This window comes from Photobacterium sp. TLY01, from assembly GCF_021432065.1.
In the GTDB taxonomy this organism is placed as follows: Bacteria; Pseudomonadota; Gammaproteobacteria; order Enterobacterales; family Vibrionaceae; genus Photobacterium; species Photobacterium halotolerans_A.
In genome coordinates this window covers 1,046,514-1,063,059 of the sequence record NZ_CP090365.1, presented here as the reverse complement: position 1 = coordinate 1,063,059, position 16,546 = coordinate 1,046,514, and the positions used below count along the sequence as shown (strand labels likewise).

General features: G+C 49.9%; 13 protein-coding genes. 7 read left to right on the top strand and 6 right to left on the bottom strand.

The genetic code is table 11. From position 1 onward, the window contains the following. Nucleotides 1-2 precede the first annotated feature (2 nt). The 5 genes from LN341_RS20550 to LN341_RS20530 all read right to left on the bottom strand — a co-directional run bounded on the left by LN341_RS20550 (nucleotide 3) and on the right by LN341_RS20530 (nucleotide 5,166). Nucleotides 3-956 (bottom strand): YeiH family protein, encoded by a 954-nt coding sequence (locus LN341_RS20550; RefSeq protein ID WP_234205572.1) that lies wholly within the window; start codon nucleotides 954-956, stop codon nucleotides 3-5. A gap of 127 nt (nucleotides 957-1,083) precedes the next feature. Then, a complete protein-coding gene (locus LN341_RS20545) occupies nucleotides 1,084-1,407 on the bottom strand; it encodes a YdbL family protein (protein ID WP_234205571.1) in 324 nt (107 codons plus the stop codon). A gap of 18 nt (nucleotides 1,408-1,425) precedes the next feature. Further along, nucleotides 1,426-1,581, bottom strand: a complete 156-nt coding sequence (locus LN341_RS20540) for a YnbE family lipoprotein (protein ID WP_234206608.1) — start codon at nucleotides 1,579-1,581, stop codon at nucleotides 1,426-1,428. Nucleotides 1,582-1,685: 104 nt separating this feature from the next. Further along, nucleotides 1,686-4,979: a YdbH domain-containing protein gene (locus LN341_RS20535; protein ID WP_234205569.1), complete on the bottom strand. Its 3,294-nt coding sequence runs from the start codon at nucleotides 4,977-4,979 to the stop codon at nucleotides 1,686-1,688. Continuing rightward, entirely contained in the window at nucleotides 4,966-5,166 is a 201-nt protein-coding gene (locus tag LN341_RS20530; RefSeq protein ID WP_234205567.1) for a hypothetical protein, read from the bottom strand. The genes LN341_RS20535 and LN341_RS20530 overlap by 14 nt, the downstream gene beginning before the upstream one ends. 165 nt (nucleotides 5,167-5,331) lie before the next feature. On the opposite strand from LN341_RS20530, the gene LN341_RS20525 reads away from it, so the two are divergent. The 6 genes from LN341_RS20525 (at nucleotide 5,332) to LN341_RS20500 (ending at nucleotide 12,510) form a co-directional block, all read left to right on the top strand. After that, nucleotides 5,332-6,609, top strand: a complete 1,278-nt coding sequence (locus LN341_RS20525; protein ID WP_234205566.1) for an NRAMP family divalent metal transporter — start codon at nucleotides 5,332-5,334, stop codon at nucleotides 6,607-6,609. Between the two features lie 172 nt (nucleotides 6,610-6,781). Further along, nucleotides 6,782-8,212 (top strand): TolC family protein, encoded by a 1,431-nt coding sequence (locus LN341_RS20520; protein ID WP_234205563.1) that lies wholly within the window; start codon nucleotides 6,782-6,784, stop codon nucleotides 8,210-8,212. A gap of 1 nt (nucleotide 8,213) precedes the next feature. Then, complete coding sequence (locus LN341_RS20515; protein ID WP_046220877.1) at nucleotides 8,214-9,191, top strand: HlyD family secretion protein; 978 nt, start codon at nucleotides 8,214-8,216, stop codon at nucleotides 9,189-9,191. Nucleotide 9,192: 1 nt separating this feature from the next. Further along, nucleotides 9,193-10,344, top strand: a complete 1,152-nt coding sequence (locus LN341_RS20510; RefSeq protein ID WP_234205561.1) for an ABC transporter permease — start codon at nucleotides 9,193-9,195, stop codon at nucleotides 10,342-10,344. Further along, nucleotides 10,341-11,519, top strand: a complete 1,179-nt coding sequence (locus LN341_RS20505) for an ABC transporter permease (protein WP_234205558.1) — start codon at nucleotides 10,341-10,343, stop codon at nucleotides 11,517-11,519. The genes LN341_RS20510 and LN341_RS20505 overlap by 4 nt, the downstream gene beginning before the upstream one ends. A gap of 97 nt (nucleotides 11,520-11,616) precedes the next feature. Then, complete coding sequence (locus LN341_RS20500; protein ID WP_304622703.1) at nucleotides 11,617-12,510, top strand: LysR family transcriptional regulator; 894 nt, start codon at nucleotides 11,617-11,619, stop codon at nucleotides 12,508-12,510. A gap of 129 nt (nucleotides 12,511-12,639) precedes the next feature. Here the strand turns inward: LN341_RS20500 and LN341_RS20495 are convergent, their stop codons facing one another. Next, nucleotides 12,640-15,351 (bottom strand): bifunctional acetate--CoA ligase family protein/GNAT family N-acetyltransferase, encoded by a 2,712-nt coding sequence (locus LN341_RS20495; protein WP_234205555.1) that lies wholly within the window; start codon nucleotides 15,349-15,351, stop codon nucleotides 12,640-12,642. Nucleotides 15,352-15,700: 349 nt separating this feature from the next. Here LN341_RS20495 and LN341_RS20490 point away from each other — a divergent pair, with 349 nt between their 5' ends. Next, nucleotides 15,701-16,375, top strand: a complete 675-nt coding sequence (locus LN341_RS20490; RefSeq protein ID WP_234205553.1) for an SPOR domain-containing protein — start codon at nucleotides 15,701-15,703, stop codon at nucleotides 16,373-16,375. Nucleotides 16,376-16,546: the final 171 nt, after the last annotated feature.

The following is a 16,546-nucleotide window of genomic DNA, read 5'->3' as shown; positions in this document are numbered from 1 at the left end:
ATTCAGGCCGCTCCAAGCAAAATAGCAAGCAATGAACTCAGGCCAATGACCAACCACAGCAACACACCCAGCAACAGCGGTTTAAACCCGGCTGCACGCAGTTTCTGAACCGTAATTCCTGCCCCAATCATAAATAAGCACACCACCAGCACGCGTTTCGAAAGCGCGAAAATCCCCTGATACAGCTCAGAAAATTGGGGCAGCCAATGTGCCGTCAGCATGGCCATACAATAGAAGACGATGAACATTGGCACGGCGAGTTTTTTCTCTTTGCCTCTGAACATTAGCGCACTGAGAAACGCGAGCGGAATAATCCATAGCGCTCTGGCTAATTTGAGCGTGGTGGCTGTTTTTAATGCTTCGTCGCCATAAGCCCCTGCAGCACCCACAACAGAAGAAGTGTCATGAATGGCAATCGCAGCCCAGACACCAAACTCGTGTTGTGTCATATCCAGCAGATGGCCAACCGAGGGAAATAAGAAGAGGGCCGCTGAGTTCAGGATAAACACAGTGGCCAGTGCCAGCGAGGTCTGATGGCTGTTTGCGCCGATTGCCGGCGACACAGCGGCGATAGCACTGCCGCCGCAAATGGCGGTGCCGGATGCAATCAGATGGCCGGTTTTGCTGTCTAACTTCAGCCATCGGGTCAGTAACCATCCCATGGCAAGAGTCACGACAATGGAAGCCACAATAAGCCCTAAACCGGCCTTGCTTGCCGCAATGGCAACATCAAGCTGAATACCGAAACCCAGACCGATGATTGCCATTGACAGCAATTTCTTTGTGATAGCAGCGACCGGAATATCTGCTGGGACAAGTCCTAAGGTGGCAAATGAGAAACCCAGAATCAGCGCCACAGGGGAGTTGATGAATGGCATCAGGCAAATACACGCACCGAGCCAGAAAAGGGGATAACGCGTCAACTGTTGTTTCAGTAAGGCAGGTTGGAACAGCATCTTTCTACAGCACACAGAAAATGAGAGCTGAAGTATACCGCGTCTTGGGAGTGAATATGACTGAAAATTTCTGTCATCCAGGTGTGTTATCTATCGATGGTGGCGGAATGGCGCACTAAACGCGAGGTCACTTCTTAACCCACAATCCGCTTGGGCTCTGATAAAAATGGCCGCTTTCGGTTTTTTCTATCGCTTTTTTGTAAGCGAGGCGGCTCACTTCTGTTAACGTAAGTCCGTTTGATACGGCGATACGCTGGTAGCTTTCTTTTCGCTCGCTGTTCACAGTTTGAATGAGTTGACGTACTTCCGCAGAGGGTGAGGGTGCCAGAGCAGCAAGATAACCATTGTTGGCTTCACCCACTAAGCCTTGTGCTTTCGCCTGTTGTAAATCAATTGCAAATGCAGATGTACAAAACAGAAATATGGCCAGATAAGTCAGTATGCGTTTCATAACAGGCGCTCCGCCTTGTCAGAAGACATCATCGTCACTGAAGAGATCATCGATTTCCTTATCCACTCTAATCCTGATTTCATGTTCAATCTTCACGTTCAGATTGACCTCTATCGGCTTGTCTGATGCCGCAACCTGAACAGTCGGTGTGCATCCGGACAAACCACTAGTCATTAAGAGTATCACTGCGAAACAGCCTGTCATACAGTAATACTTAAACTGAATATCCATGGGCGTCGACCTTTTCAAGTCATTTGCAATAAATTCAGCGCAAAAGTCTAATTTTCAAGACCAAGTTGCTTCACAAAAATCCGCTCAAATTGAGACGCATTGATCGTATTGAGCGTTTTGATCAGTGCTGGGATATCGTCTTCGAGGTTCAGATTAATATTGACCGGTCTTCCGTTCTGAAAATCCGGATTCCGGCCTTTGAACCTGGCACTAGCATTTAATTGACCCTCTTTGGAATAGTCTATATCAACCGCAAGAGAGTCGTATTTATAATTTCTGAGAATCCGGGTGATCACTTTGAGGCTGTTTTCGCCTCCGCTCCTGACGTTTTCGTTGATATTTGCCCCTTCTTTGTATTTCAGAAATCCCCCCGGACTTCTTGAAAATAAAGCACCTTTTTCAATCACGGGATTTTTATCTACAATGCGCACCGGCAAAACGCCATCCAGCGTTCCGGTTAACTCGACATCTTTCGGGTTAAATAAATCCAGTAATTTCTTAAGATTGAGACGCTGTATGCGCAAGGGAATCACGTCAATATTGGTCAAAGAGTCACTGACCACATTACGGGTACTGATCTGGCCACCAAGCAGATTGGCGTTTGCTTTATGCAGCATATAGTGAGACTTGCCTGTATCGAAATCAAGGCTGGCTATGATGTCCTGAAACAGGGTGCCGAAGTGTAGCCAGCCAGCATGAACAGTTAGTGGTTGGCGGCTTCGTATCGTGTTGTTGGTGAGTAAACTGGTGAATGACACATTCAGATCGGCAAAGTGGGTGTCTTTGATATGCCCGCTTAAATGTGTTGTGAAAATATCCAGCGTTCCGGACCAGAGATCATTTTTATATTTCAGATCGGCCCGGGCACTCACGCTGCCATAATGCAGATCAGCGCTGACAGCCAGTGGTGCCAGATAATGCTTTTTAAGACTCTGTTTTGCCGAGAAAACAATGGGTTTTTGTCTTATCTGAATACGGCTGGTACGACTTTTCCATTCCTGAGTGAATGAAATATCTAGCCATGGCTGACTTTGCGCGCTACTGAACAAACCTGTAATGGCAAGCGCATCGGCGTTGAGTGTCATTTTTCCCTGATTGCGGATAACAGGCAGCGTCTGGTTATTCAGGTTGAGCGCCAGTCGTGTTGAATAATCGCTGGAAAGCGACCATGTCTGAGCATGGTTATCTGCCTCGAACTGGTCCAGAGTGATCGCGACATGACCGTCAAATTGCTGGGCGGGAAGGGAGGCTTGTTGTTTCCCCGGCTCAGAACCTGCGTTCATGGTGCGCAAACTGCTGAAGGCAGCCTCCAGTGTGGCAGGTTTTTTTCCGGCATGATGCAGCCATATTTCCGGTGTATTCGCCGGTGATGATGAAAAGAGATTGTCCAGCTGAAGCCTGATATCGGGGATATCGACGCGTACCTGACGTAAGGTACTTTGCTTGTGATCTGACACATCGGGTAAGACGATCGTTTTTGCGAGGAGCTGAGTTTCCCTCAGATGCAGTTTGAGTACGTGGCCAGAGCTTTGTAGCGCTATCTGCTGTTTCAGCTGCATTTCACTGATTGTCAGGGAAGAAAGTTCAATCAGGGGAGCGATTCCTGTGATCGTACTGGTGCCGGAGCATTGAGGCCGGGCTGCTGCTGTGTGCTGAACCGTTGCGACTAAAGGCAGAGCGCAAGAAAAGGTGTGGATACTGAAGCGCCCTTGAAGCGCCGGGTTTTCTGTCTCAATGTCTAAGTCTTCCGGGGAAGATAACTTCATCTGCGCCTGTTGCCGGTCAAACGACAATAACCCTGTCCAGCGGCCGTCTTGTTTTAAGGTGACGGGACCATCCAGGTTTAGCCCGCTGCGCTGATGTGAACGGGGTAAGCGGAATTGAATGCGGCTGGGCGAAATTATCTCAATGGCATAGTCCCATGTGGCTGACTGTGGGGCGGCCACAGACATCGATCCGGGCCGGTCAATTTCCGTCTGAAGCGGTTGTGGTTCCACCCGGTTGAGCTGAATGCTGGCTTGTTGCTGATTTGGGTCGGGCAGGGAGATGGATTGAATCGCAAAATAATCGAGTACTTTGGTGACGTTGTCACTTTTACAGTTGAGAGACTGCGGCAGATCTGACGTAAATTGCCAGCGGGCATGACAGGTGACTAAGTCACTGGCAGAAGCACTTGTCTGTTCGGCATCAGTGAGCTTTACCGAAAATACCGCTTGCTGATTTTCATCAGCCTGAAAGTAGCTGTCTAGCGGTAACAAAGTCTGCTGCGCTGAAATCACTGTCCCCTTTAACTCAAACCGGGTGTGTTTTGTATTTCGCTGGAAAACAAGACTGGCCTGTGACAAATAATCAGTGATTGCCATGGAGGTGATTTCAATCTGTTGGACCGGTGCCTGAAACAGCAGGCTGGTGATGTGTCCCAAATGGGGAAAATTCACCGATGCTGAAGACTGTTCCTGAGACAAGAAAGCCGTGGGATCCCAGCGAAATGTGTTGATACTCAGCGCGAGCGAGTGCTGTGGTGATAATAAATCGACAGCCAGAGAGAGTTGCTGTATCCCATTCGGGTCAGATTGTTCTGACAATGTGTTTGCCAGTGCGATGTGCTCAATGGTGAGCGACAGGGGAAGTGATTCCTCCTGGGCCGGTAATGCAAAAGAAAGCCCATTGAATGTGACGGGGTAACTCTTTGTCATCAAGGCTGCCAAAGGTGGCTGAATCTCACCGCGCCCGATCGTCCCACTGAGCTGCAGTTTCGGGGTAGTGGACACACCAATACTGATGTTATGTAAAGACTGCGGATAGGTCGTCTTCGATGAAGGTGTCGCCAGGATCGCATTCGCAAGATCGGCGGTAATCACGAACTGTCCTTCGGTCAGTGCACCCTGAGTTATCAGTTTGACCTTGTCGAAAGTAACACTGTCAGCGATGAAACCATTTTCAAGTAAAGTCTTTCTAAGTGCCGGCGGAATAGCTACTGCCAGCCTGTCGGCTTCAACTCTCCAGCCGGCAGCAGAAGCCTCCTGAGGGGCATCCTTGAGAGTCGGCTGTTGTTCCCCGGCATAGCGGTGTAACAGCAAAACGTTATTCAGCACAAATTCATTGTCTTTGATATTCAGACTCAGTTTTTTAACGGAGATGCCTTGCTTCGACAAACTGATGCCAGAGACAGACCCTAATTGGATCCCTTCACCGGCTAACCAGAAAGTCACACCTACGGCGAGTGAGGCTAATGCGCAGCTAGCGACGATAAAGACCCATAACAGGCCCCGGCGAATCCGGCGCGGAACACTTGAAGAAGAGGGAGCTTGCGCACTGTCATTGTGTTTAGCTGTAGGCATAAAGGCTCAAGCGAGTATGAAAAACTGATGGTGCTTTCTTAACAAGCATAAGCCCTGTCCGGTTGGAGTGCGGAATTTTTGGTGAAATCATCGTTTTATAGCGGCTTTGCGCCACGTTTTTATCCGCTGCTGCGATACCGTGCTGGCAATCAATGTTTTTTTTTATCGTTTTTTTATCAAGGTTCATAAAATTTACTGATGCAAATATAACGAGTAGTGAGTGGCATATGCTTTGGATGTCAGTTTTTCAGCGTTTATCACTAAATCCACGCCAGGTAGGGGATTGCACAACGTTTTTAAACCTGAGACAAAGAAGCTCATTACTATAAAAAACTATACAGGACGTATTTGAATGTCAGACACAGTATCTATCCCGCCGCAATCCAGACAGGGCAGTGGCATCAAGCAATTAATCAAATCGTTAGGGCCGGGAATTATGATGGCCTCGGCGGCGGTTGGTGGATCACACCTGGTTGCATCAACGAAAGCCGGGGCCATATACGGCTGGCAACTGGCTGCAATTATTTTGCTGGTCAACCTTTTTAAATATCCATTTTTCAGAGCCGGTATCCAATACACCATGGGCACAGGCAAAAGCCTGGTCGAAGGCTACGACGAATTAGGGCGTGGCTATCTGTGGGTCTTCTCAGGGCTGAATCTGTTATCCGGTATTGTGAATACAGCAGCGCTGCTATTGTTCAGTGCCAGCCTGCTGGGCTATTTCATGCCGGGCAATTTACCCCTGCCGGTTCTCTCTGCCATTGTGCTTGTTGCATGTCTGGCCATATTGATGGCTGGTCACTATAAAGCGCTGGATGGGCTGTCGAAAGTGATTATGTCGGTGCTGGTGATCGCCACTATTTCTGCGGTTGTCATAGCCGCAGGCAATGGCAGTGCCGCGCCTGCAGAATACCAGGGCCCTTCTGCCTGGACGTTGGCATCTTTCGGGTTCATTGTCGTAATGATGGGCTGGATGCCGGCGCCAATTGAAATTTCATGCCTGACCTCTCTCTGGCTGAAGAGTCAGCGTAAAGAGCAAACAGTGACAACGCGCTCGGCATTGTTTGACTTCAATGTTGGCTACATTGGTACGGCAATTCTGGCGGTTGTGTTTCTTTCACTGGGTGCTTTGGTGCTGTATGGCACGGGGACTGAACTGAAAGCGTCAGGAATCGGCTTCTCTCATCAGTTAGTGAGCATGTATGCGTCTACCATCGGGGAGTGGTCTCGTTACCTGATCGCCGTGATCGCTTTCTTCTGTATTTTTGGCAGTACGATTACCGTTATCGATGGTTATTCTCGTGCGCTTGCCGAAGCACAGCTGGTTATTCAGAAAAAACCACTGGAGCAAAACAGCTATATTAATGGGTGGATGATTGTTGTCAGTGTGTTTGCGATGGCGATCATTTTGTTCTTCACTTCAGCGCTGATGCCCATGATGGACTTTGCCATGATCCTGGCCTTTATGACGACACCTGTCTTTGCTTATTTGAATTATCGCCTGGTGTCCACGGCATCATTGCCTGAAGAGTTGAAACTGTCGAAATCAATGAAATTGCTGTCATGGGCGGGTTTAACTTATCTTTACGGTTTTCTGGCCATCTTTATCTGGTGGAAATGGTTGATGTAACCCACATTCTTGGAATCAAGTATCAAAGCCCTCAACCGAGGGCTTTTTCTTTTGTTATGCTTATAAAACAATATCTTGTGATCTAGATGTAAATAATTGTTTCATTGAATCTTGCAAAGTAGAGTATTTGCTCTAACATGAGCAGTCATTCCGAGGTCATTAAGGATATACGATGAATGTAAGGCCGACTCTGGCTAACCCCATCACCCTGGCGCTGCTGATCAATATCGTGTGTTTCCCGGTGAAAGCAGCGACGGTCAGTTTTGACGATGCTTGGCAAATTGTCCGAAACAATAACGATGAACTGGCGGCAGAAAAAAGCAATGTCGAAAAGGCCGAATACCTGCAAGAGGCATCGAAAGCACTGTCTTTACCCAGAGTGACGGTGTCTGCCAACTATACCTACCTGGACGGTCCTATTGAGATTGCGCCTTCTGATTTGATTGCGAGTACCCCGGCCGGGCGAAGCCAGGCAAACAGTTTAGGTGGCCTGGCCCAGCTCATGGGGATGACTCCGGGGCAGTTCGACAAAATGTTCACCTCACAACTGACCGACAGAGATATTCTGACCAGTTCAGTGCGCGCGATCTGGCCTGTATTTCTCGGGGGAAGAGTGATGGCGGCACAGGACATCGCGAAAGGGAAAACTCAGGAAGCCAGATACATGCTTGAGATGAAAGAGCATGCCAAATTTGAAGATCTGTCGACCTATTATTTTGGTGTGGTGCTCGCGCAGCAAGTGCTGGACACACGTCAGGAGGCGGAACGCGGACTGGAAAAGCATTATAAAAATGCCCTGAAGTTAGAATCGCAAGGACAGATAGCCAAAGTTGAGCGTTTACAGGCCCAGTCGTCTTTTGATAAAGCCCGCGTTGAGCGCCTGAAAGCCCAGCGCGATCTGGAAATTGCACAAGTTGCTCTGACACGCTTGCTGAAATTACAAACGCCTGCATTGCCTTCAACGTCCTTGTTCGTCAATGAAGGACTACCGGCAATGACCACCTTTATTGATAAAACCCTTAGTGACTACCCCGGTCTTCATATTCTTGATGCAAAAAAAACGCAGGCGAACGGCGTGTTAGATGCAGAAAAAGGCAAATACTACCCGGAAGTTTTTCTGTACGGGAATTACAACCTTTATGAAGAAGACACGCTGGCAGCGAAAACAACGCCAGACTGGGCGGTAGGCGTGGGTGTCAGTATTCCGCTACTCGACTCTTCAGGCCGTTCAGACAAAGTCAAAGCGGCCCACAGTGCAATGACACAGGTGAATTATCTGCGCGCACAGGCAGAGCAGGACTTGAGCGTGCTGGTTGAAAAAACATACCGGGAAGCTTCTCAGGCACTGGAAGAATATGACGGACTGGCCTCCAGTATTACCTTGGCCAAGGAAAGTGTGGTGTTGCGTGAGAAAGCCTTTAGTCAGGGTCTGTCGACATCTCTGGATGTCGTCGATGCTGAATTATATCTGGCGAGTGTCAAAACCCAGCGCTTCGCAGCGGCTTATCACTACGTCACAGCATTGTCGCGATTACTGGCGGTTAGTGGTGATATCAATACCTTCGACCAATATGAAAATGATAAAGGACTTAAGGTTAACTGAAATGAGTAAGTTCAAAACGCTTGCCGTGGTATTACCGGCTGCTGCGCTGGCCACTTGGCTGGGATACCGATTCTGGCATGCCTATCAGCCGAATGTTGAGCGCTTGCAGGGACAGATTGAAGCTCAGCAATACAATATCTCTTCGAAAGTGGCCGGCCGAATTGATCAGGTCCTGGTGCGCAAAGGGGATAAAGTTTCTGAAGGGCAATTGATCTTTACCTTACTGAGTCCTGAAATTGATGCCAAGCTCGAGCAGGCGAAAGCCAGTCAGCAGGCCGCTGGGGCTCTTGCGGATGAAGCACAAAATGGCGCACGTGCTCAGGAAATTTCGGCCGCCAGCGATCAGTGGCAAAAAGCCAAAGCAGCATCGGCCCTTGCTGAAAAAACTTATCGCCGTATCAACAATCTTTATCGTGACGGCGTTGTCGCCGAGCAGAAAAGGGATGAGGCTTATACCCAGTGGCAAGCGGCCCGCTATACAGAGCAAGCTGCTTATCAGATGTTTGAAATGGCCAAAGAAGGGGCGCGGGAAGAAACCAAACGCGCTGCACAGGAAAAAGAGCGAATGGCTGCCGGGGCGGTCGCAGAAGTTGAAGCCTATGCGGCGGATACGAAGATCTCCAGCTGGCATGATGGCGAAGTCAGCCAGATCCTGCTTCATGGTGGCGAATTAGCACCACAAGGCTTTCCGGTGGTCAGCATCATCGATATGGATGATGCGTGGGCGGTATTTCATGTCCGGGAAGACAGGCTGGCCGATTTTGCCAAGGGCACTCAATTTGAAGCGAAGGTGCCGGCATTGGGGGATCAAACCATCCCGTTTACGGTCACGCATGTTGCGGTCATGGGAGATTTTGCAACATGGCGGGCAACAGACACCCAGCAAGGGTTCGATATGCGCACTTTTGAAGTCGAAGCACGTCCGCTGCAGCCCGTTGACGGATTGCGTGTCGGTATGAGTGTGTTGGTAGAGCGCTGAGATGTGGTTCAACGCAATGCAGCGAGAGTGGCAGCTTATCCGTCAGGAACCCTGGCTGAAAGCGATGCTGTTCTTTTTGCCTTTAAGTCTGTTTGTCCTGATGTGGTGGATATTCTCACAAGGGATCGCCCGCGATCTTCCCGTCGGTGTGGTCGATCTGGATCACAGCCGCCTGTCGCGCGGATTGATCCGATACTACGATGCCAGCCCGACCTTGTCGGTTGCCCGGCAGTTCAGCGAGGTCGAAGAGGGCACCGCATTAATGCGCAACGGAGAAATTTATGCGTTGGTGGTGATTCCTGATTCTCTGGAAAAAGACACGTTGCTCGGGCGCGCTCCGTCTGTGACAGTCTTCTATAACGCCCAGTTTATTTTGATTGCCAAGCTGATCAACAGCGCTTTCGTGTCAGCGCAGACGACCTATGCTGCCAGTATCGATACGATCAGCAATATGGTGTCTGGTACACCCGTTCCGCAACAGGCGCTTGGGCAGGCCTTGCCTGTGCGAAATCAGATCACCCCGTTATTTAACAGTAACTCGCACTATGGGCAGTTTCTGGTCTCGGCAGCGATTCCCGCGATGTGGCAGATATTCATCATTGCCACAACTGTGATGGCGCTAGCGGCAGAGCAGCGGCGGCAGGGTTTGCTGACCTGGCTGGGACAACACCCGGTTCAGCAGTTAGTCAGCAAGCTGATACCTTATGCGGCGGTTTTTATTCTGCAGGGTGTGTTGTTTCTGTGGGGCATGTACTCACTGCTGGGCTGGCCAATGCACGGTAGCTGGAGCATTTTACTGGTGGCGCAGTGTTTGATGGTCATTGCTTGTCAGAGTGTGGCCGTGCTGTTCTTTTTCCTGGCGATGGATGTCACGCGCGCAATGAGTTTCGTGGCCGGATTTTCAGCACCGGCGTTTGCTTTTATGGGAATCACCTTTCCTGCGACTGACATGCCAGCGATTGCGACCGGCTGGCGGGCGCTGTTGCCTGTTAGTCATTACATTGAAATTCAGGTCCAGCAGGTGAACTATGGCACGGGCTTACAGCAAGCGATGCCTCAGATGATGGCGCTTGCGGTATTTCTGCTGGCCATGGGGTTAGGAATACTGAAAATGCTTGTCTGGCGTAAGCGCCAACCGGAGGGCGGGATATGAGCTGGCGTCAATTGTTTCTGAGTGAATTGAAAGCCGTGTTCACGAACCCTGCGATTATATTCACCGTGTTTGGCGGCGTCTTGATGTACTCGCTTATTTACCCACTGCCTTATTCAAACCAGCTTCCGCGCGAGCAGCAGATTGCGGTTGTCAATCTGGACAACAGTGCGGTGAGCCGGGCGCTGATCCGCATGGTCGATGCGACACCTCAGGTGGCTGTGACGAAAACAGCCGCCAGTATTGAAGAAGCAAAACATTGGATTCAAACACAAGAAGTGAAAGGGATGCTCGTAATCCCGGAGCACTTTTACCGGGATCTCCTGCTTGGCACCAGCCCGACAGTCTCTTTCGCCGGCGATGCGGCGCTGTTTCTGGTTTACGGGACTGTGGTGGAAGGGCTGGCAACCGCAACGGGGACGCTCAGCGCAGAAGCAAAAGTGGCCCGTATGGTGATGGAAGGTGATAACCTGTCATTAGCTTCGCAGCAGTACACATCGCTCAAACTCAATATGCGGCCAGTATTTAACCCGACCATGGGCTACATCAATTACGTTGTCCCGGCCGTATTCGTACTGATACTCCATCAGACACTGCTGATTGGCTCTGCATTAGTGGGCGCGGCGCAGAATGAAATGCACCGATCCGCAGGGCCGGGTTATTGGCATACCTGCTCTCCCTGGCGAATGATTTTTACACGTATCTGTTTGTTTACCGTGATCTATCTGCCGCTGACTGCTTATTACTTTGGGCTGAGTTTTGAGGATTATGGTATCAGTCGTCAGGCTTCAATCGGCGATATGCTGATGTTGACACTGCCTTTTCTGATTTCAGTCACAGCGTTAGGCATCGTCCTTGGTGAGCTGATCCCCCGAAAGGAACTGGCGACAATAATCGTTCTGCTCAGCTCACTGCCTTTGGTTTTCTCGGCTGGTTTCGTATGGCCCGTTTCCGCACTACCAGCCCCGGTTTACTGGCTGGCACAATGGGTGCCTTCGACACCAGCGATTAACGGATTTCTGCGGTTAAATCAGATGGGAGCGAGTTTTAGTCAGATCAGTGCCTGGTGGTTTCAGCTTTGGGGGCTGGCTGTTTTGTATTCATTGGCCGCTTTAGGCCTGGTGTTCAGAAATCGCCGCCGTCGGGAACGGCTTTCTGAGGTGCCGTTAACCGTTTGAACCTGATGCATTGCACGGTATGCACAGATAGGCATTTTCAGGTGAATGTGTTAAAACAGCCTCATAATAAATGGCTGTATTGGCACAGGGATTGAAATTGAACCGGTTATTATCCTTTGAAGCATTGATGGTTTTAGATGCGATTGAGCGTCGCGGCAGTTTTGCCGCAGCCTCGGAAGAGCTCGGCCGAGCGCCATCTTCCCTGAGTTACCAGGTTCAGAAACTGGAACAGGATCTGGATCTGGTGATTTTCGACCGCTCCGGTCATAAAGCTGCGTTTACCAAAGCTGGCCGGTTGTTACTGGACCGGGGGCGATTATTATTATCCGCGGCGGATGAAATGGTCTCTGATGCAACAGCGCTGGCGCACGGCTGGGAGTTAGATCTGACCATTGCCTATGATGGCTTGATTAAGCTCGATCTGATGTTTCCGCTGATTGATGCACTGGCGAAGAAAAGTAAAACCCGCCTGAAATTTCGTGAAGAAATTCTGGCCGGATGCTGGGAAGCACTTGCGCAGGACAGAGCCGATATTCTGATTGCACCGCCGCCCAGTGTCGCGCCGCCGGAAGTGAAAATTCAGCCACTTGGCAAAATGGATATTGTCTGGGTTGCCCATCCGGATCACCCGATTCATCAACATAAGAATCCGCTCGATCCCGTGATTCGCCAGCAATACCGAGGGATTGCGGTTGCAGATACCGCACGGAATCTGCCGCCGATCACTCACAATATTCTTGAAGAGCAACCGTTACTCACAGTGTCCAGCATGAATGATAAGTTGAATGCCTTACGTGCCGGCCTTGGTGTTGCGACAATTCCCAGTTTTTTCATTCAGGATGATTTAGCAACAGGGAAGCTGGCCATGGTCGGGGATAACCCTGTCAGGGAATTTGAACTGGTCCTGGCCTGGAATCGCAGCCGTATGGGTAAGGCAAAAACCTGGGCGATCAAACAACTTGAGCAGTTATGGAAAAAGCACCTGAACTGATGCTCGTTTGTGTCGACGTTTTGAGTAGCGCGTTAACTCAGTAAGCCATGAAAAAGCAGGCTGACCTTTGGTTGATGGTCAGCCTTTTTATTGTCACCGCTAGCCCCCTGCCACGCTTGTGGAGATTGGTTAACCTTGGGCGGGCTGGCTGTCATCTTGTAATGCCAACAGAAGTTCTGCAGTTTTATCTTCAAAATGTATCTCTACCTGAAAGCCGCTTTTTCTGGCGAGTGACAACATTCCCTGATTGTTGGGCATGGTGATTCCGGTTAACCGTTGTAACCCCCGCTGCCGACAATATTGAATTATGGTGTTAAGCAAGATGCTCCCCAGTCCTTGCCCTTTGAGATCAGAGCGGACCAGCACTGCAAATTCAGCTTCTTCATTACCGGGATCAGACACCGCGCGACTGACACCAATAATTTCTGTTTCAGTATGTGAGTCAGGATCTAGTGTCACCGCAATAAAGGCCATTTCACGGTCGTAATCAATCTGAGTGAGATTCGCCAGGGCTTCGTGATTGAATTCACCGACTTCGGAGAAAAAGCGGCTGTACAAGTCATCATGCGAAACCCGGGCGATGAAGTCTTTATGGCCGGGCTCATCCTCAGGGCGAATCGGACGAAGTAAAATCGGTGAACCGTCTTTCAGCGAAGTGAAAATTTCCAGCTCTTTTGGATACGGCCGAATCGCTAGCCTTTGTTGTGTATCGCCAGTAAAAGGGTGAATGGTCATGGATGCATCGATCACCGTCATGTCTTCACCTGCTGCCAGTAAGGGATGGATATCCAGTTCAATAATTTCCGGGCAATCAATGATCAGTTGCGAAAGTTTGACCAGCAGTTTACAGAGGGCCGGAATATCCAGTCGATCCGGCAAGCTGCGCTGTTTTATTTTGCCTGTCTTCAGGGCGTTGATGACAAGATATCGCGCCAGCGCCATATTCAGCGGCGGAATCGCAACGGCGGCATCTCGATGGATATCCCACTCTGCAGCTTCATCACCAATGAGAATGACAGGTCCGAACACGGGATCGGTGTGAACGGCAATGCGTAGCTCCTGTGCACCAGAGCGGTTGGCCATGCGCTGAACCAGCAAACCGTCGATACGGGCTTTTGGGTAATTGTAAGAAACCCGGTCCAGAATCGCCTGAGAGGCATTGGCAACCTCTGCTGCCGTTCGCAGATGCAGCATGACACCATGGACTTCAGATTTATGACGGATATCAGGAGACCGCAACTTAACGGCAACCGGATAGCCAATTTGCTCGGCAATATGGGCGGCTTCTGCGGGATCTGAGGCAATCCAGGTCGGCAGGGTATGAAAACCATAGCTTTCCAGTACAGGGCGTACTTCATGTGTTTCCAGATGATAGATTTTCTGATCGAGTAACTGATCCAATAATTGATGCACCAACCCTGGGTTGCTCTGGGTCTCACCGAAAGAGGACGGAGTCTCCATCAGTTGTTTCTGATTGCGCCGGTATTCGACCAGGTGCATGAAGGCGGTGACAGCACTTTCCGGCGTCCGGTAAGCAGGAAAACCGGACTGGGTGAAAACCTGCCTGGCTTTCAAGGCCTGGTTCTCTCCGGCCCAATTACTGAGGATGTTGAAATGTGCGGTACGGGGGTGCTGCTGAAGTACTTTCACCATGTGCTCGGCTGTTTCTTTGCTCGGTGCAATGGCAGAGGGCGAGTGCATGATCAGGAGGGCATCGAAATCATCACTGTCTATCAGAATCCTGGTTGCCGCTTCATAACGGGCGATATCGGCGTCCCCGACGATATCAATCGGGTTGGACTGAGACCAGCTGGCCGGTAATACAGCGGAAAGCTTCTCGACAGTTTCCGGGCTGAGTGTGGCAAGTTTCCCGCCTCGTTCACTCAGTGCATCAACGGCCATAATCGCAGGGCCGCCACCATTGGTTAAAATGGCTAATCGTTCACCGCGCAAGGGCACAGCATGAGCCAGTGTTTCCACTGCGGCAAACAAATCATGGGTGTTGTGCACCCGCAGCATCCCCGATCGTTTGATCGCGGCATCATAGACAGCATCCAGGCCGATTTCTCCCCCTGTGTGAAGATGCGCAGCGGCACTGCCAATTTTTGTCCGGCCACTTTTCAGTACTAGTATGCGCCGGGTTCGCGCCGCAGCCCGTGCCGCGGACATGAAGCGACGCGCATCGCGGATTGAGTCTATGTACAGCAAGATAGCCTGTGTTTTGCTGTCACGGCTCAATGTGTCCAGCAGTTCTGCAAAACCGATGTCGCAGGTATCACCCAGCGAGATAAAGGTTGAGAAGCCAATATTCTTGTTTTTAGCCCAGTCCAGAATTGTGGTACACACAGCTGCAGACTGTGAGATGAAGGCAATATTGCCTTTGTTGGCCGAAACCGGAGAGAAAGATGCATTGAGATTGTGCCAGGGTAAGATCATTCCCATACTGTTTGGCCCGATGAGGCGCATCCCGTATTGTCTGGCGGTTTCATGCATGCGCATGTCTTCTGTGACACCGTCACTATCTGGCTCTCTGTTCATTCCTGCAGCGAGCACGATGGCTAGTTTGACACCTTTACGGCCTAATTGATCGATAATGCCAACATTTCGGGCACTATTGGTGCACAGCACGGCCAGATCAGGTACGCGAGGCAGGCTATCAATGTCTGGGTAGGCTAACACTCCCGCAACGGCATCGTATTTGGGGGTGACAGGCATGATGGGTCCATGAAAATTGCCAGACAGCAGGTTTTTAATGACAACATAACCGGCACGCTTGGGATTATCCGATGCGCCAATAATGGCGACAGAACGTGGCTTCAGTAGTGACTCGAGTCCTTTCATGGCATGTTCTCTCAGTATTTCGCAAACAATTACACTCAACGACAGACAATGGTCTTCTCATCGCTTTGTTTCATGATCGGGCTGTTTTACATCCACTGCTTGTGAGTGTAATGGAACCCATTCGACATTGTTCGAAAAGAAGAAGGCGCTGTGCTTCATTCTCTGTATTTTTATATTGTACATTTTTATTAAAAACTGGAATTTACATAAAAAATCAATCTATTATTGATATTACTTTGAACCTGTGACACAACGCCAATTCTATCGCTTACAGAATGATGCAAGCTTGATTGGCATCAGGTCGGGGTGCAGAATCTTTTAAAGACAAATTTGATCGGGCACGATGATAATGAAAAAAATTGCCTTAATGGTTGCGATTACATCAGCTTTAGCAGGCTGTGCGCTAGATAATGAACGTCAGACAATGAATGGGACAGTGGTACCGACATTGGATGAGCAGGAAAAAGCGGCCATGGCCGTAGAACAGGGTTCAACAACTGAACCCATGGCCATTGAGCAGATCAATGAGCCGATTCCACCGCTGAGCCCTGTGGATATAGCCATTACAGATGAAGTCGTCCCCCTTGATCAAGAGATTGCCCCCGTTGATGTACCTGCAGTCTCTGAGGAAAAAACAGTAGCGACTATGACAGAATCTACACCTGTGGCGGCCTCTGCTGCCGTAACTCAGCAGGCGAGTAAGCCGCAAACTGCAAAAGTCAGCTATGAATATTCGACAGAACCTGCCACAGGTTTTACTGTTCAGGTACTGGGTGTCAGTAAAAACGGTGGTTTTGCTTCCTACATTGCTAAGTTACCGGGGCAGCAACCCGTGTGGGTGAATCAGAAAACCTTCCACGAAAAGCCTTGGTACACTTTGCTTTATGGGCATTTTAATACTGCCCAGGAAGCACAGGCTGCCATCAAAGATTTGCCTGCGGAGATCCAATCTTTCGGCCCCTTTGTCCGCAGTCTGGCTAAGATTCATCAATCACCAGAGCCGAAGCTCACCAAGCTAAACTAATCACACTCCGATAAGCTCTTCCCTGGAAGAGCTTATTTTTTGCATCCTTGACCGCTTTCACTGCAGGGAATCAGGTCAATCGCTTGATGCCTGATAGATAAGATGCAATAGTTGATGCCTTGAGGCTGCCGGAGATATTTGCTTATATCTTCACTTGTACAGAGGAATCCG

Excerpts from the sequence above, each read along its gene's own strand:
- LN341_RS20545 (WP_234205571.1), bottom strand. The coding sequence starts at position 1,407 with ATGAAACGCATACTGACTTATCTGGCCATATTTCTGTTTTGTACATCT.
- LN341_RS20525 (WP_234205566.1), top strand. The coding sequence starts at position 5,332 with ATGTCAGACACAGTATCTATCCCGCCGCAATCCAGACAGGGCAGTGGC.
- LN341_RS20540 (WP_234206608.1), bottom strand. The coding sequence starts at position 1,581 with ATGACTAGTGGTTTGTCCGGATGCACACCGACTGTTCAGGTTGCGGCA.
- LN341_RS20550 (WP_234205572.1), bottom strand. The coding sequence starts at position 956 with ATGCTGTTCCAACCTGCCTTACTGAAACAACAGTTGACGCGTTATCCC.
- LN341_RS20515 (WP_046220877.1), top strand. The coding sequence starts at position 8,214 with ATGAGTAAGTTCAAAACGCTTGCCGTGGTATTACCGGCTGCTGCGCTG.
- LN341_RS20490 (WP_234205553.1), top strand. The coding sequence starts at position 15,701 with ATGAAAAAAATTGCCTTAATGGTTGCGATTACATCAGCTTTAGCAGGC.
- LN341_RS20530 (WP_234205567.1), bottom strand. The coding sequence starts at position 5,166 with ATGAACCTTGATAAAAAAACGATAAAAAAAAACATTGATTGCCAGCAC.
- LN341_RS20535 (WP_234205569.1), bottom strand. The coding sequence starts at position 4,979 with ATGCCTACAGCTAAACACAATGACAGTGCGCAAGCTCCCTCTTCTTCA.
- LN341_RS20510 (WP_234205561.1), top strand. The coding sequence starts at position 9,193 with ATGTGGTTCAACGCAATGCAGCGAGAGTGGCAGCTTATCCGTCAGGAA.
- LN341_RS20505 (WP_234205558.1), top strand. The coding sequence starts at position 10,341 with ATGAGCTGGCGTCAATTGTTTCTGAGTGAATTGAAAGCCGTGTTCACG.
- LN341_RS20520 (WP_234205563.1), top strand. The coding sequence starts at position 6,782 with ATGAATGTAAGGCCGACTCTGGCTAACCCCATCACCCTGGCGCTGCTG.
- LN341_RS20495 (WP_234205555.1), bottom strand. The coding sequence starts at position 15,351 with ATGAAAGGACTCGAGTCACTACTGAAGCCACGTTCTGTCGCCATTATT.